We start from the raw sequence: 14891 nt of genomic DNA on the forward strand, positions 1-14891 counted from the left end.
GGCAAGGAACTAGACATCCATGCGATGACCCAGTTCGCCAAGCCCGACAACCCGGAGGTCTTCGTGCTGTCGAACATCGTCGAAGACGGTCGCCAGATTGGGGCCGTGGATGCCGCGCAATATTGGCACAGCGACCTTTGCTATACGCGCACTCCCAGCCGTGTGTCCATTCTCTATGCCCTCGAAGTGCCGGTGAAGGGCGGCAGGGTGCTAGGGCCAACGGACTTCGCCGACACGGCGGCGGCCTACTATGCGCTGCCGACAGAGATCAAGGAGCAGCTGGAAGGCCGGAAGGCGCGATTTGTAGCCTCTAAGAAGAAGCCAGGCCAGCGGGCCAGCCATTTCAACAAGATGAACAAGGACACCGAGTCCCGGTTAGAAGACTCCGTAGTTCACCCTGTGATTCGGACGCACCCCAGCACTGGAGAGAAGTCCATCTTCGTGAACGAGGGGTTCACCACTGAAATCCTCGATATGGAACAGGAGGAAAGCGAACGCCTCCTCAACTATCTGTACGCCTTCACGCGCCAGCCCCGCTTCATCTACCGCCACACGTGGGCGCCAGGAGATGTCGTCATGTGGGACAACGCGCTGACCTTGCATCAAGGGGTAGGTGACTACGCGCTTCCTCAGCGCCGGCTGCTCTATCGGACCATCGTTAAGGGCACCGTGCCGTTCTGAAGCTCTGAAGCATGAAAACGGACTACCTCGCGCTCAAGGCCGCCGGACACTCTTTGTTCCGCATGACAAACCAGGGGCTTGATTGCTCCCTGGTGCGGGCTAACATGGAGCGAATCGTTTCGAACAGTGACTGGTTTCCTGTTTGGACGACTGTAGGCGCAGACTTTGAGAAACTCGGCGACACAGCAGCTATGCAGGGGAACTTGGTGAGTGCCGGTCAGCTTCTTACAAAGGCTGCCCTCGCGTACCACTTCGCTCAGTATCTTCACTTTGAGGATCTCGATGAAAAGAAGCGCGCTGCAGTGGCAAAGGTTGCGTGCTACACCCGAGCTTTGCCGCTGCAGCCGGTCCCCGGCATGCGGCTCGAGATTCCGTACAGCGGAAGGACGCTCCCTGCGGTTCTTCGGGTGCCACCGGGGGTAGCTCGGGTGCCGCTGGCTTTGCTTGTTTGCGGCTCCGACTCATCCAAGGAGGAACACTTCGCGATTGAGAGGGAGTTTCTCGCACGAGGCATGGCAACGCTCTCGTTCGACGGCCCCGGCCAGGGCGAAGTGTCCGATTGGATGCCGATGCGGCCTTCGTACCACGAAGCCGTTTCTGCTGTCATCGACTACGTGCAGGCGGAGGAGGGCATCGACCCGCATCGCATTGGCGTCGTCGGCTTCGGCTTCGGCGGCATGCTCGCGGTCAGCTCGGCGGCGGCCGACCAAAGGATTCGAGCGTGCATTTCGGTCAGTGGCTATTTCGACATGTGTGTGATGAATTGGGACGACCCGATTCGCAGTTGGCGCTTCGCCCATATCGTGGGAGTCGAAACGATCGCCGCGGCTCGTGAGGTCGCTCGTGACTTCACACTTGAAGACTGGTGTGATCGTCTCGAGTGCCCTGTCCTTGTCATGCATGGCCAGGCTGATGCAGGAATTCCTGCGGCCGCTGCAAAGAAAATTGCAGATCGAATTGGAGCCAACGCGGAGTACTGCCTAGTAGAAGCAGGGGTCCATTGTTTCCACAATGTCGCGTTTAGAACAACGCCACTGATTTGTGATTGGCTCGCTGCTCACGTGTAGCATGGCTTGCTGAGTGTTCCAGCTGAGCGATTGAATCGCATTGCTGCGCACATCAGTTCGCCAGTATGGCCGGGTGAGGCTGCAAGGGAAAAGAGCGGCGCCGCGCGACGTATGTTTTGTCCGACAGTTGTCCATGGTTTCAGTCATTGGAGACGACGACATGTCCATAGAACCGGACACAGGTGCCGCATTCTTCGCATGTGCCAGACCCTGCTCGGGGGCGCCGCTCGCGGCTGCGTCATGGGAGTCGGCATGGCACGGGCTTTGCACTTCGCAGGTCGCCTTTTCCATCCAACGGAGACAACAGCGAACAATCGTCAACCCCCAAGCCCGCTGTTGGTCCAACCGTGCAGTGATCTGCTGCTCGTAGCCACCGAAGGCATTCTTTCCATGCACGACAACGGAGATTTGCATGAGATCACTCTGGGCGAAGCTCGTTTGCCTGACGGGCGAGTTCGCCTCCGGTTCCGGAAGCAGCGATGGGACCGATCGCCACGCGATCGTGATGGGCGAATTGATCGCCAACTCGCTCTTCTGCTGTTGCCATACCCTTGTGAGCGCCGACGCGGGACTGGTCTTTAGCGCGGCACGAGTTCCGGAATGGCCATCAACAACAGCGTCGTAAGTCGCTACCTCGCGATCTCGCTAGTGGCGGGAATCGTGCCGACGCTCGCAGTGGGCCTGCTGTACGACCGGTATGCGCAGGCGCTGATCGACGAGCTGGTCGGTGAGCGCCTGTCGGTCCAGCTCACGGCAATGTCGAAGCGCCTGGAGTCGTTTCTCGACGGTCGACGCTATCAGGTGGAGACCTTGGCCAGCCACCCCGCCATGACCGCCTTGCTGCGCGCCGACATCAGCGACGCGGGCGAGGAGGCGCATGGGCTGCTGCAGCTGGAAGCCGATCTGCCGGACCTCTACGGCATCCTGCTGCTGGAAGACGGCGGCCGGCTGCGCCATTTCGTGCCCGGGCAGGCGGCCGCCGGGCCGCCCTATTGGAGCGAGCAACCGTTCTCGATTGCTTCGCTGCCGGTCACCCGTTTCGACAGCAATGAGGTGGTCGGGCCGGCCGCGCCGGGCGACGGCCTCGCCGGATGGTTCCTGGTGCGCCATCCCCTGCCGGTCGCTGAGGGCCGGCGCCGGGTCGACATTGCGCTGCACGTACGCTTCTCCTCGCTGACTGAACTGATGGGCGGGCCCTCGGTGGCCGGCATCGTGCAGCCGGTTCTGAAAACGCCTGCCGGCTACTTCAACGCCGTCGGCGTGCGCGTCACCCCCGCCGAGCGCATGATCGCGGGCCCGGAGGTGTTGCCCGGCTGGCAACCGATGTTGCAGATCGAGCCCTCGGCGCTGCTCAGCCGTTTCGAGAATGCGCGGCGTGTGCTGCTGGTGGCCGTGCTCGGCACCGCCAGCGTCCTGGTGTTCCTGTTCTACCAGCTCGCGCGCAGTCTGCAGGGCCGCGTGGCACAGCTTGTGAGCGGAGTCGAAGCCATCGCGTCCGGCCAACTGGACCACCGCATCCGGGACCAGGGGCGCGATGAGATCGCGGCCGTTTCGCGTGCCTTCAACACGATGGCGGAGGGCCTTGCCAACACGTTCGCCCGATTGGCACGCGCGCAGCGGCTCGCTTCGCTCGGCGAATTTGCCGCCGGCATTGCGCATGAGGTGCGCAACCCGTTGTCCGCCATCAAGACGACGGTGCAGGCGCTCGCCCGACGCGAGGCCGATCCGCGTCGGCACCAGCTTCTGCAGGACGTGGAGACCGAGGTCACGCGGCTCACCCGCGTGGTGAGCGATCTATCTGATTTCGGGAAGCCGCGCCCTCCGGAACCGGCCGTGGCGCCGGTGCGCGAGGTTTTCCGCCGGGTCGATGGCCTGGTGAAGGCCGAACTGAAGGCGCAGCGGCTGTCACTCGCGATCCAGGGCGACTCCGAGTTGCGCCTGTGGGTCGATGCCGATCATCTGATCCAGATCATGCTGAACCTGATGCTCAACGCGATACAGGCCACGCCGCCGGGCGGCCTGATCACACTACGTGCGGCGCGCGCCGGCGACGGCTTCGGCGTGCTTGAGGTCCGCGATACGGGTCGTGGGGTGCCGCCCGAGGCGCTCKCGAAGCTGAGCGATCCGTTCTTCACGACCCGACCGAAGGGCATGGGCCTGGGCCTCAGCATTTCCCGACAATTGGCCGAGTTGAATGACTGCACGCTCGTGATCGAGAGCCAGGTGGGCGCGGGCACGGTGGTCACGTTGCGCGTGCCGATGCCGCGAGAGGAGACATAGGTTTTGAAACAGGTGCTGGTGATCGACGACGAACCCGGCGTGCTGAAGGCACTGGTGTTCGCGCTGGAAGAGGAGGGATTTGGCGTCGCGACCGCGGTGGACGGCGCCGGCGGATTGGATGCCGCCTGTCGAGGCGCGCCCGACATCGTGTTGCTCGACGTGAACCTGCCGGACATGAGCGGGATGGACGTGCTCGCGCGGCTCGCCACGGATCGGCCCGGGCTGCCCGTGATCATGATCTCCGCAACGAGCGACACGCGGCTGGCCGTGAAGGCGGTGAAGGCCGGCGCAGCGGACTACGTGACCAAGCCGTTCGAGCTCGATGAATTGCTCTACACGCTGCGCGGCGCGCTGCAGAAGGCGCGCATGGCCAGTGAGATCGATTACCGGCGGCAGGAATCGACCGCCCACGACGGAGTGATCGGTACGAGCGCACAGGTCCGCGCGCTGGCGGCGACCATCAGCCGCATTGCGGCGAGCCAGACCAAGCGTGTGCTGGTGCTGGGCGAGTCCGGCACCGGCAAGGCGCTGGTGGCGCGCGCCATCCACACGGCGAGTGCGCGCAGTGGAGGGCCCTTCGTCGAGGTGAACTGCGCCTCGCTGCCGGAGCAACTGATCGAGGCGGAGCTGTTCGGTGCGGAGAAGGGCGCCTACACCGGGGCGACGCAGCGGCGCGTGGGGCTGGTCGCGCTGGCGGACGGCGGCRCACTGTTCCTGGACGAGATCGGCGAGCTGCCACTGGCACTGCAGGCCAAGCTGCTGCACTTCCTGGAAGACGGTCAGTACCGCCCAGTGGGTGGCACCCGTGGCGTGACCGCCGACGTTCGGGTGGTGGCCGCGACCAACCGCGACCTGGCCTCCGAGGCTTCGCGGGGCCGCTTCCGCGAAGACCTGTACTACCGGTTGAACGTGCTGCCGATCGCCCTGCCGACCCTGCGGGAGCGCGATGACGACGTGCTGGTACTGGCAGATCATTTCGCCGCGCGCTATGCCAAGTCCGAACGCTGCGAGCCGATCCGCTTCTCGCCCGACGCGCGAGCCTGCCTGACGGCCTACGCATGGCCCGGCAACGTGCGCGAGCTGAAGAACCTCATCGAGCGTCTCACCATCCTCCATCCCGGCAGCGTGATCGAGCGTTCGCAGCTGCCCTCCGACCTGGACAGTGGGGAGGTGCGCTCGGCGGCCATCGAGCAGAAGCTGGCCGTCGAGGAGGAGAAGCTGCTGCGCGATGCTCTGGCCCGCGCGCAGGGCCATCGTGGCAGGGCCGCGGACCTGCTGGGCATCTCCCGCCATGCGCTGCTGCGCCGGCTGCAGCGGCTCGGGATGGATGGGGAGGGCCGCCCGTGAGGATTCGTGATCTGCTTCGCTGCGCCGCCACGCTGGTGATGGCCTGCCTGGCTGCAACCGGCGCCCATGCCCGCGTAGAGCTGGGGGCACCTGTTGGGCAGGCCGACATCACCATTGGCTGCCTCTACCCCCTGGCGGGCCGGGCCGCGATCTACGGCCGCGACAGCATCGCGGCGATCAAGCTGGCGCTCGCCGAGCTGGATGCTGAGCGCGCGCGCGACTGGCGCCCGCGGCTGCGAGTGATCGTGGAAGACGACCGCTCCAAAGCGGCCTATGGCGTTCGGCTGGCCAGCCAGTTCATCGATCACGACAAGGCGCAGTTCCTCTGCGGGGTGGTGAGCTCCGGTGTGGCGCAGGCGGTGAGCCGGCTGTCGCGTGCGCGCAAGGTGATCTTCGTCGGCACCGACCACGCCTCCTCGCGGCTCACGATCGAGGACTTTCACCGCTACTATTTCCGGGTTTCGAACGACACCTACACTTCGATGGCGGCCGGCGCGAAGTACCTTGCCGAGCAGCAGCGCGAGCGTGGTTGGAAGCGGCTGGCATTCCTGGGGCCGGACTACGACTATGGCCACGTCATGTGGGCCGACCTGCAACGCAGCCTGGCGGCCAGCGGCGCGAACTATGAGGTCGTTGCCCAACTCTGGCCCAAGCTCTACGAACCCGACTATTCGGCGTACCTGACGGCCCTGATGCGCTCGCGGCCGGACGTGATCGTGACAGGCCTTTGGGGGGGCGACTTCCTTGCCTTCCTCGCGCAGGCCCACTCCAGCGAACTGCTCGGCAAGGTGCCCATAGCCAACTTCGATGCCGGCGGCAACTACGACGTGCTGGTGGCGCTGGGCGACCTGGCGCCGCCGAATCTCGTGCTCTCGGCGCGCCATCACAACAACTGGCCCGACACGCCGCGCAACCGCAAGTTCGTGGCCGACTTTTTTGCGGCGGAGGGGCGCTATCCGACCTATGCGGCAGAGGGCGCCTATGCCGGGATCCTGGCCATTGCGCGCGCGGTGGCCAAGACCGGCAAGCCGTTCGACGTCGAGAAGGTGGTGGGAGCGCTGGAGGGGCTCTGCCTGGAATTGCCGGAGGATCCGCCCGGGTTTGCCTCATGCATCGACCGCGAAACGCACCAGATCGCGCAAGCACAGGCGATCGGAGAGGTGGTGGTCGACACCCGGTTTCCGCCGGCCCGGGTGATGTTGGGCAAGTGGCGGGTCTACCCTGCGGAGCAACTGCGGCCATCGCCGGAGCTGGTGCGGGAGCGCAGGCGGGCCGCGGGGGCGCCGTAGGCAACGCACCGTCACATCCGCAAAGGCCGCGGGGCTGAATCCGCATGCGCGGTTTCCGCGCGATCCGACCGCCGCAATGCGCGGAATCCGCGCAATACATCTTCGCGAACTACGCCCAAGTCCTTGATCCACAAGGCTTTCACGGTGTGGCACGCTCCTCGCAATACTCCTCGTGAGCAACACAACTCACAAGGAGACAACGTGACCCTGAAGTTCCCCCTCACGCGCCTGGCTCGCAGCTTCGCGCTCGTCACTGCCGGCGCCGCCTTCGCGCTGCCGGCCGCCGCCGCCGACAACGGCAAGTTCCGGATCGGCGTGGCGACCTTCCTGTCAGGCGCCGCCGCAGGCCCTTTCGGGGTGCCAGCGGCCAACGCCGCCAAGCTCGTGGTCGACGCGCTCAACAAGGGTGCCTTGCCCGCGCCCTACAACACCAAAGGCATCAGCGGCGTCGAGATCGAGATGGTGTTGATCGATGAGAACGGCGGCGCCACCAAGCAGGTGGAGGAATACCGCAACCTTGTGCAGCGCCAGAAGGTCGACTTGGTGATTGGCTACATCTCCTCTGGTGACTGCCTCGCGATTGCCCCGGTGGCCGAGGAGCTCAAGACCCCGACGGTGTTCTTCGACTGCGGGACCTCGCGCCTGTTCAGCGAGACGCTGAAGAACCCGAAATACGTGTTTCGCACTGGCCTCGACGCGGTGGTCGACAACGTGGCGGCTGCCCGTTACATCGTGGAGACGAAACCGAACGTGAAATCGGTCGGCAGCATCCAGCAGAACTATGCCTGGGGCCAAGATGCCTGGGCCGACTTCAGCCTTGCTTTCAAGCAACTCAAGCCGGACATCAAGGTCGTTTCCGAGCAGTGGCCGAAGCTGGGGCAGGGCCAGTACGGCGCCGAGATCTCCGCGCTGGCTGTCAGCAACCCCGACCTGATCCACTCCAGCTTCTGGGGTGGCGACATGGAAGCGCTGGTGCTGCAAGGCGGCGCGCGCGGCCTGTTCGACAAGCGTGTGGCGCTGCTGACCGCGGGCGAAACCGGCTTTGAGCATTTCAAGGACCAGGCGCCCAACGGCACGATCGTCGGCGGCCGCGGCCCGTTTGGCGCTTTCGCGCCGAAGAACGGGCTCTCCGACTGGTTGCGCACAACCTACAGCGCCGCGCACAAAGAGCAGCCGACCTACCCTGCGTTCAAGATGATGCAGGCGATCCTCGGCGTGAAGGCGGCCGCGGAGAAGGCGGGCAAGCCCGGCGCCATGCCGACGCAGGAGCAGGTGCTCGCGGGTCTCAAGGGTCTCACCTTCGAATCGCCCAGCGGCACGGTGCGCATGAGCCGCGCCGGCGGCCATCAGGCTGTACAGGGTGTTGCCTACGGCGAGTACCACTATGACCCGAAGACCCGCAAGGCCAGCATCACCAATGTGAAGGACTATCCGGGCGACTGCCTGATGCCCCCCGATGGCACGAGCCATGCCGACTGGATCAAGGCCGGCTTTCCGGGTGCCAAGTGCAGCCCGACACCGGCAAAGGAGCGCACCTCGTGAGCACCTTGCTGGCCATTGTCATCGACGGCGCCATCTACGCCTCATGGCTGTTCCTCGTGGCTGCCGGCCTGACCGTGATCTACGGGGTGATGCGCATCCTCAACATGGCACACGGCAGCTTCTACGCGATCGGCGCCTACTGCGCCGCCTCGCTCACAGGCTGGTACTTCTCGGGCGAGTCGGGGGCCAGTCCGTACTGGAGCTACCTGCTGCTATTCGGCTGCGCAATCGTCGGCGGCCTGGTTGTGGGCGTACTTGTGGAGCAGGGGCTGCTGCGCCACCTGCGTGGCCGCGATGAGATCCTGATGGTGATCGTCACGTATGCGCTGCTGCTGATCCTGGAGGACGCGGTGAAGCTGGTGTGGGGCGTCAACCCGTACCTGGCGTACCAGCCCTACCGTCTGCTCGGGCAGAGCTCGGTCACGGGTTCGCTGCGTTTCGCCAACTACGACCTCGCACTGGTGGCGATCTCGCTCGTGGTCGGCGCCGCCGCATGGTGGGCGCTGAACCGTACCGACAAGGGACGCATGTTGCGCGCGGTGATCCACGATCGCGAGATCGCCACAGCAATGGGGGTGAACGTCAATCTGATGTTCGCCATCACCTTCGCGATCGGCTCCATGCTCGGTGCGCTTGCCGGGGCGCTCACTGCACCGGCCATTTCCGTCACACCGGGCATCGGTGTCGAGGTGATCGTGCTGGCGTTCGCCGTGGTGGTGGTGGGCGGCCTGGGCAGCGTCGGCGGCGCCGCCGTCGGCGCGGTGCTGGTCGGTCTCGCCCGTTCCTTCGCTGTCCATCTGGCGCCGCAGATCGAGTTGTTCGTGATCTACGGCGTGATGTTCCTGGTACTCGCATTCCGGCCACAGGGCCTCTTCGGCCAACTGCAGCCCCGAAAGATCTAAATGAAATTCAAGTCCGAACTTGGGCTGCCGCTGGCGGCCGGGTCGATTGCCGCCCTCGGCTGGGCGGGGCCCGACTGGTTGAGCTTCCTGCTCACCCTGGCCTTTGCCAAGGGCCTGGTGGTTCTCGGGGTGGTGCTGCAAATGCGCGCCGGCCTCGTCTCCTTCGGCCAGGCGCTGTACTACTGCATCGGCGGCTACGCTGCCGGCTTGGCCGCCAAGCACCTGGGCATCCAGGATGCCTTCGTGCTGCTGGCGCTGGGCGTGGTGGCTTCGCTGATGATGGCCGCGCTGTGCGGCATCATGGTGGCGCGCTATCGCGACATCTTCTACGCCATGCTTTCGATGGCGTTGTCGATGATTGTCTACGGCATGCTGGTGAAGTCCAGCGCGCTCGGCTCCACCGACGGCTTCAACGTCGCGAACCCGAGCTACCTTGGCTTCCAGCCGGACCCGTCGCAGGCCAAACGCGTCGCCTTCCTGGTCACGTTGGCGATCGCGCTCGTTGCGGCCCTGGTCTGCCACCGCGTGTTGCGCTCACGGTTTGGCCGGCTCTCGGAAGCAGTGCGCGAGAACGAAATCCGGGTTGACTTCCTCGGCATCTCGCCGTTCGGACTTGTCTACCTGAACTACTGCGGCGCGGCCGTGCTGTCGGCCCTCGGCGGCGGCCTGATCGCGATCGCCACCGGCCACGTGGATCCCGACATGGCGTTCTGGGCGACCTCGGGCGAGTTCGTCTTCATGGCCCTGCTCGGCGGAACGGCGCATGTGGCGGCACCGTTCGTCGCAGCCATTGTGTTCTCCGCGGTGCGCACCTTCGCCATTCAGGAGGCGCCGCACCTGTGGCAGCTCACGCTGGGCAGTGTCCTGCTGGCACTGATCCTTTTCTTGCCCAAGGGCTTGTGGAGCCTGGTGTCCCGTAGGCGTGCCGCTGTGCCTGCGGAGATTCCGTCCGTGACGAAGGAGGTGTCCCCATGAGTGTGCTCGAAACGCGCCAGCTCACCCGCACCTTCGGTGCCGTGGTTGCTGCCAATTCGCTGGACGTGACCATCCAGCGCGGCGAGATCGTCGGAGTGATCGGCTCCAACGGCGCCGGAAAGACCACGTTCATCAACATGGTGACCGGGTACCTGCCGGCCACCTCGGGCGACATCCTGTACGAGGGCAGCTCTGTGCTCGGGATGAAGCCGCGCCAGATCACACGCCTCGGCCTGGCCCGCTCGTTCCAGGTCGCGCAGTTGTTCCCCCAGCTCACCGTGCTGGACAACGTGCTGATGGCGCTGGCGGCCGCCCACGAAGCGCAGCCCTCCATGCTGCGGCACTTCGAAACTGCGGAGGCGGTGCGCGAGGCCCGCCGCATCCTGCAGGCTTTTGGCGTGGCGCACTACGCCGACAGCGAGGCCAGTGCCGTGCCGCAGGGCGCGCGCAAGCTGGTCGACATCGCGATGGCTCTGGTCTCGAAGCCGCGCATGCTGCTGCTGGACGAGCCCACCAGTGGCGTGAGCGCCGACGAGAAATTCCCCTTGATGGATGCCGTGATGGCCGCTGTGAGGCAAAGCGGCGTGACGGTGCTGTTCGTGGAGCACGATATGGAAGTGGTGGAGCGCTACGTCTCGCGCATCCTGGCGTTCTACAGCGGCGAGATCATCGCCGACGGGCCGCCGGCCGCGGTGCTTGGAAACCCGCGCGTGCAGGAGCTGGTGGTAGGCAAGCGGGCTCCGGCACGCGAGGAGGCACTCGCATGAGTGAGCTTGCCCTCGACATCCAGGGATTGGACGTTGCCATCGCCGGCACGCCCATCCTGCGCAAGGTCACGCTGCAGTTGCCGCAGGGCAGCATGGCCGGGCTGATCGGCCGCAACGGCGCCGGCAAGACAACGCTGATGCGCGCGGTGATGGGACTGCTGCCCTCACGTTCGGCGACGCTGGCGTGCGCCGGCGAGTCGATGGCGCAATTGCCAGCGCACACCCGCGCCGAGCACGGCATCAGCTACTTGCCGGAGGACCGGCGGCTGATTCCGTCGCTCACCGTCGAAGAAAACATTCTGCTGCCGGCTTGGGCCAACGGCCTGGGCGACGCAAGACAACGCCTCGCATGGATCTACGAGCTGATTCCCGAACTGCTCGAGCACCGCGAGCGCAAGGCGCTGCAGCTCAGCGGCGGCCAGCAGAAGCTGGTGGCGTTGGCGCGTGCGCTGATGCCGGGACGCAAGCTGCTGCTGCTGGACGAACCCTTCGAGGGCGTCGCGCCGGTGCTGTCGCGGCGCCTGACAGAGGTGATCGCGAAGCTGCGCACCGAGGGCCTGACGGTCCTGCTGAGCGAATCGGATGACAAGCACTCGGCCGACCTGGTTGATCGCATCTTCCGTATCGAGCGCGGCGTCGTCCGCGAGAGTTCTGCAACCCACTAGAGGAGACTGGAATGTCTATGTCCGCAATGACCCGCCTCGCGGYGGCGCTCGCCCTGGCGACGCTTGCCGCCGGCACATCGGCGCACGAATGGTGCCGTTCGAAATACGGTCCGGCCGACGAGATCGGCGCGGCCAACCTGCTGACTCCGCAACTGGCGCTGGAGGCCGCAAAGCTGGTGAAGACCGGCAAGACCTACCGGCTTGGGGTCGAGACCAACTCCAAGACACCGGCTTTCGGCCCGCGCAGCTGGGCGCTGGCGATCAACCAGCCAGGGCAGGTCGGCGGCGTCGGCCTGGGCCCGACCAAGACCAACTACAACGACGACATCTACATGGGCTACGTCGGCACGGGCTCGCAGATCGATGGCCTCGGCCACATCGGCGTCGACAACGTCTACTACAACTGCCACAAGAACAGCGAGTTCGTACAGGCCAACGGTCTGAGCAAGCTGGGGGTCGAGAAGCTGCCGCCCTTCGTCACGCGCGGCGTCGTGCTGGACATGACGGCGTACTTCGGCCAAAACCCGGTGCCGGAGGGCACGGCGTTCAACCGCAAAGAGATCGACGAGCAAGCGCGGCGCCAGGGGGTCGAGATCCGAAAGGGCGACATCGTGCTGTTCCACACCGGCTGGCTGCAGCTGGTGGGCAAGGACGACAAGCGCTACATCTCCGTCGAACCGGGCCTGGGCAAAGAAGGTGCCGAGTACCTCGYGAGCAAGCAGGTGGTGGCGGTCGGCGCAGACACCTGGGCCCTGGAGGTGATCCCCGCCGAGAAGGGGGCGGGGGTGTTCGAGGTACACCAGATCCTGATCCCAAAGCACGGCATCTACATCCTCGAGAACATCGACACCACCGAACTGGTCAAGGACAAGGGCTGGGAGTTCATGTTCGTGCTCGGCGTGTCGCGCATGACCGGCGGCGTGCAGGGCATCATCAATCCGGTCGCCATCCGCTAAGCAGTCGCCGGCACCATGGAACAGAAGTTGAGTGACAGCGGGCTGCTCGAGCACCACGCCTTCATCGGTGGCAGTGGATCGCAGTCGACGGGCGGCATGCTGGAGGTGCACAACCCGCCGGATGGCGGCGGGCGTGTGTCACCGTTCCGCCCTGTGCGAGCCGGCGGCCCAGGCCAACGCGCCGACTGACTCAAATGGTGGCTGAACTGGGGCGGGACGGCCTGGCCGTACTGCTCAGCGAATCGGACGACAAGCATTCGCCAGACCTGGTGGGCCAGGTCTAGCGCACTGAACGCGGCGTAGCGCACGCTGCCTGACAAGAGAACCCATATGACCGGATTCAATTTCGAAACCACGCCGCGCATCGTCTGCGAGCAGGGCGGCTCTGGCCGCCTCGGCGAACTCGCCCGCGGGCTCGGTGTGCGCCATTTCTTCCTCATCACCGACCAGCCCTTGCTGCAGGCCGGCCTGCTGGCGCCCGCGCTGGCAAGCCTGCGGATCGCGGGAATCGCCGCCACCGTTTATTCCGACGTGCTGCCCGATCCGCCCGAGGAGCGGGTACTCGCCGCCGTGCAGGCTGCCCGAGAAGCGGGCGCCGATGGCGTCGTGGGCTTCGGTGGCGGCAGTTCCATGGACACCGCCAAGCTCGTGGCCTTGCTGGCGCGCACGCCGGCGGCGCTGCACGATATCTACGGGATCGACTTGGCGCAGGGGCCACGCCTGCCGCTCGTGCAGGTGCCGACCACCGCCGGCACCGGCTCGGAGGTGACGCCTATCGCGATCGTCACCACCCCGACTTCAGAGAAGAAGGGCGTGGTCTCTCCCTTGCTCTACCCTGACTTCGCGCTGCTCGACAGCCACCTCACGCTGGGCCTGCCTCCTCGCCTTACGGCGATGACGGGAATCGATGCCATGGTGCACGCGATCGAGGCCTTCACCTCGCGCCACAAGAAGAACCCGGTGTCGGATGCGCTGGCCCTGAAGGCGTTGGCGCTGCTGTATGCCAACCAGCGCAAGGTGCTCGAAGAGCCGCGCAACGGCGCGGCGCGCGAGCACATGCTGCTTGGCTCGCTGTTGGCGGGCATGGCGTTCGCGAACGCGCCGGTGGCGGCGGTGCATGCGCTGGCATATCCGCTGGGCGGCCATTTCCACGTGCCGCACGGCCTGTCGAACGCGCTGGTGCTGCGGCCGGTGCTGCGCTTCAACCTGGAACACGCGGCGCCGCTCTACGCACAACTGGGCGAAGTGATCGGCACGGCGCGGCCCGGCCAACCTCCCATCGAAGGCGCCAGGGCGTTCGTCGATGCCATGGCCGCGCTGGTGGCCGTGATGCCGTTCGAGCAGAACCTGCGCGCTGTCGGCGTGGACCGGATTGACCTGCCGATGCTGGCGGAGGACGCACTCAAGGTCCAGCGCCTGCTGGTGAATAACCCGCGCGACGTGGCGCTTGCCGACGCGCTCGCGCTCTACGAGGAGGCTTTCTGATGGTGCAGTTGAAAGATACGGCGTTGCTGAAGCGCCTGGCGTTCATCGGCGGCGAGTGGGTCGCTGCGCGGGGCGGCGGGTCGCACGAGGTGTGCAACCCGGCCAACGGCGAAACGATCGCGGCCGTTCCCGACATGGACGCCGCTGACACCGATCGCGCCATCGCCGCAGCCCAGGCCGCGCTGCCCGCCTGGCGCGCGCGGCCGGCGAAGGAGCGCAGTGCCTTGCTGCGCCGCTGGCACGATCTCGTGATTGGCGCGGAACAGGACCTCGCGCTGCTCATGACCTTGGAGCAGGGCAAGTCGCTCGCCGAAGCGCTGGGCGAGGTGCGGTACGGCGCTTCGTTCATCGAGTGGTTCGCGGAAGAGGGCAAGCGCGCCTACGGCGACCTGATTCCGGCACCGACGGTCGACCGTCGTCTGATGGTGATGAAGCAGGGCGTGGGTGTCACCGCGGCCATCACGCCGTGGAACTTCCCCATCGCGATGATCACGCGCAAGGTTGCGCCTGCACTGGCCGCTGGTTGCACCTCGGTCGTGAAGCCCGCAGAGGCGACGCCGCTGTCGGCCCTCGCGCTGGCCGAACTGGCGCAGCGTGCCGGCATTCCGGCCGGCGTGATCAACGTCGTCACCACCGCGAGGCCGGCGCTCGTCGGAGGAGCCCTCACGGCCAGCCCGGTCGTGCGCAAGCTCTCGTTCACCGGCTCCACGCCCGTCGGCAAGCTGCTGATGGCGCAATGCGCCGCCACGGTCAAGCGCGTTTCGATGGAATTGGGCGGCAACGCACCTTTCATCGTTTTCGACGACGCCGACTTGGACCTCGCCGTGCAGGGCGCGATCGCTTCCAAGTACCGCAACGCGGGCCAGACCTGTGTCTGCGCCAACCGGTTCCTGGTGCACGAGGCCGTGTTCGATGCCTTTGCCGAGCGGCTGGTG

Annotated in this window: 14 protein-coding genes; all 14 read left to right on the plus strand. The window is 65.8% G+C overall.

The genetic code is table 11. The features are described 5' to 3' along the window. A partial coding sequence (locus AC1D2K_RS14585; protein ID WP_478089545.1) for a TauD/TfdA dioxygenase family protein occupies positions 1–681 on the plus strand: 681 nt, incomplete at its 5' end. An 11-nt stretch (positions 682–692) separates the two neighbouring features. Beyond that, a complete protein-coding gene (locus tag AC1D2K_RS14590) occupies positions 693–1748 on the plus strand; it encodes an alpha/beta hydrolase family protein (RefSeq protein ID WP_478089546.1) in 1056 nt (351 codons plus the stop codon). 600 nt (positions 1749–2348) lie between these two features. Continuing rightward, positions 2349–4028, plus strand: a complete 1680-nt coding sequence (locus AC1D2K_RS14595; protein ID WP_478089547.1) for an ATP-binding protein — start codon at positions 2349–2351, stop codon at positions 4026–4028. A 12-nt stretch (positions 4029–4040) separates the two neighbouring features. Next, positions 4041–5375: a sigma-54-dependent transcriptional regulator gene (locus tag AC1D2K_RS14600; protein WP_478089555.1), complete on the plus strand. Its 1335-nt coding sequence runs from the start codon at positions 4041–4043 to the stop codon at positions 5373–5375. A 38-nt stretch (positions 5376–5413) separates the two neighbouring features. Continuing rightward, positions 5414–6664 (plus strand): ABC transporter substrate-binding protein, encoded by a 1251-nt coding sequence (locus tag AC1D2K_RS14605; protein ID WP_478089556.1) that lies wholly within the window; start codon positions 5414–5416, stop codon positions 6662–6664. A gap of 201 nt (positions 6665–6865) precedes the next feature. Then, positions 6866–8206: an ABC transporter substrate-binding protein gene (locus tag AC1D2K_RS14610; protein WP_478089548.1), complete on the plus strand. Its 1341-nt coding sequence runs from the start codon at positions 6866–6868 to the stop codon at positions 8204–8206. Further along, entirely contained in the window at positions 8203–9108 is a 906-nt protein-coding gene (locus tag AC1D2K_RS14615) for a branched-chain amino acid ABC transporter permease (protein WP_478089549.1), read from the plus strand. Before AC1D2K_RS14610 ends, AC1D2K_RS14615 begins: the two co-directional genes overlap by 4 nt. Then, positions 9109–10083 carry a branched-chain amino acid ABC transporter permease gene (locus tag AC1D2K_RS14620; RefSeq protein WP_319356924.1) on the plus strand — a complete coding sequence of 325 codons (975 nt, stop codon included), beginning with the start codon at positions 9109–9111 and terminating at the stop codon, positions 10081–10083. It begins immediately after the preceding gene. After that, positions 10080–10850: an ABC transporter ATP-binding protein gene (locus AC1D2K_RS14625; RefSeq protein ID WP_478089550.1), complete on the plus strand. Its 771-nt coding sequence runs from the start codon at positions 10080–10082 to the stop codon at positions 10848–10850. Before AC1D2K_RS14620 ends, AC1D2K_RS14625 begins: the two co-directional genes overlap by 4 nt. Then, positions 10847–11515 carry an ATP-binding cassette domain-containing protein gene (locus tag AC1D2K_RS14630; RefSeq protein WP_478089551.1) on the plus strand — a complete coding sequence of 223 codons (669 nt, stop codon included), beginning with the start codon at positions 10847–10849 and terminating at the stop codon, positions 11513–11515. Before AC1D2K_RS14625 ends, AC1D2K_RS14630 begins: the two co-directional genes overlap by 4 nt. A 17-nt stretch (positions 11516–11532) precedes the next feature. Further along, positions 11533–12471 (plus strand): cyclase family protein, encoded by a 939-nt coding sequence (locus AC1D2K_RS14635; RefSeq protein WP_478089557.1) that lies wholly within the window; start codon positions 11533–11535, stop codon positions 12469–12471. Positions 12472–12486: 15 nt separating this feature from the next. Continuing rightward, complete coding sequence (locus AC1D2K_RS14640; protein WP_478089552.1) at positions 12487–12660, plus strand: hypothetical protein; 174 nt, start codon at positions 12487–12489, stop codon at positions 12658–12660. A gap of 141 nt (positions 12661–12801) precedes the next feature. After that, on the plus strand, positions 12802–13956 hold the full coding sequence (locus AC1D2K_RS14645) for an iron-containing alcohol dehydrogenase (RefSeq protein WP_478089553.1): 1155 nt from the start codon (positions 12802–12804) through the stop codon (positions 13954–13956). Beyond that, positions 13956–14891: aldehyde dehydrogenase family protein (locus tag AC1D2K_RS14650; protein WP_478089554.1), on the plus strand; the 936-nt coding region annotated here is incomplete at its 3' end. The genes AC1D2K_RS14645 and AC1D2K_RS14650, both read left to right, overlap by 1 nt.

This window comes from Variovorax sp. P1_H12_2 (assembly GCF_056405335.1).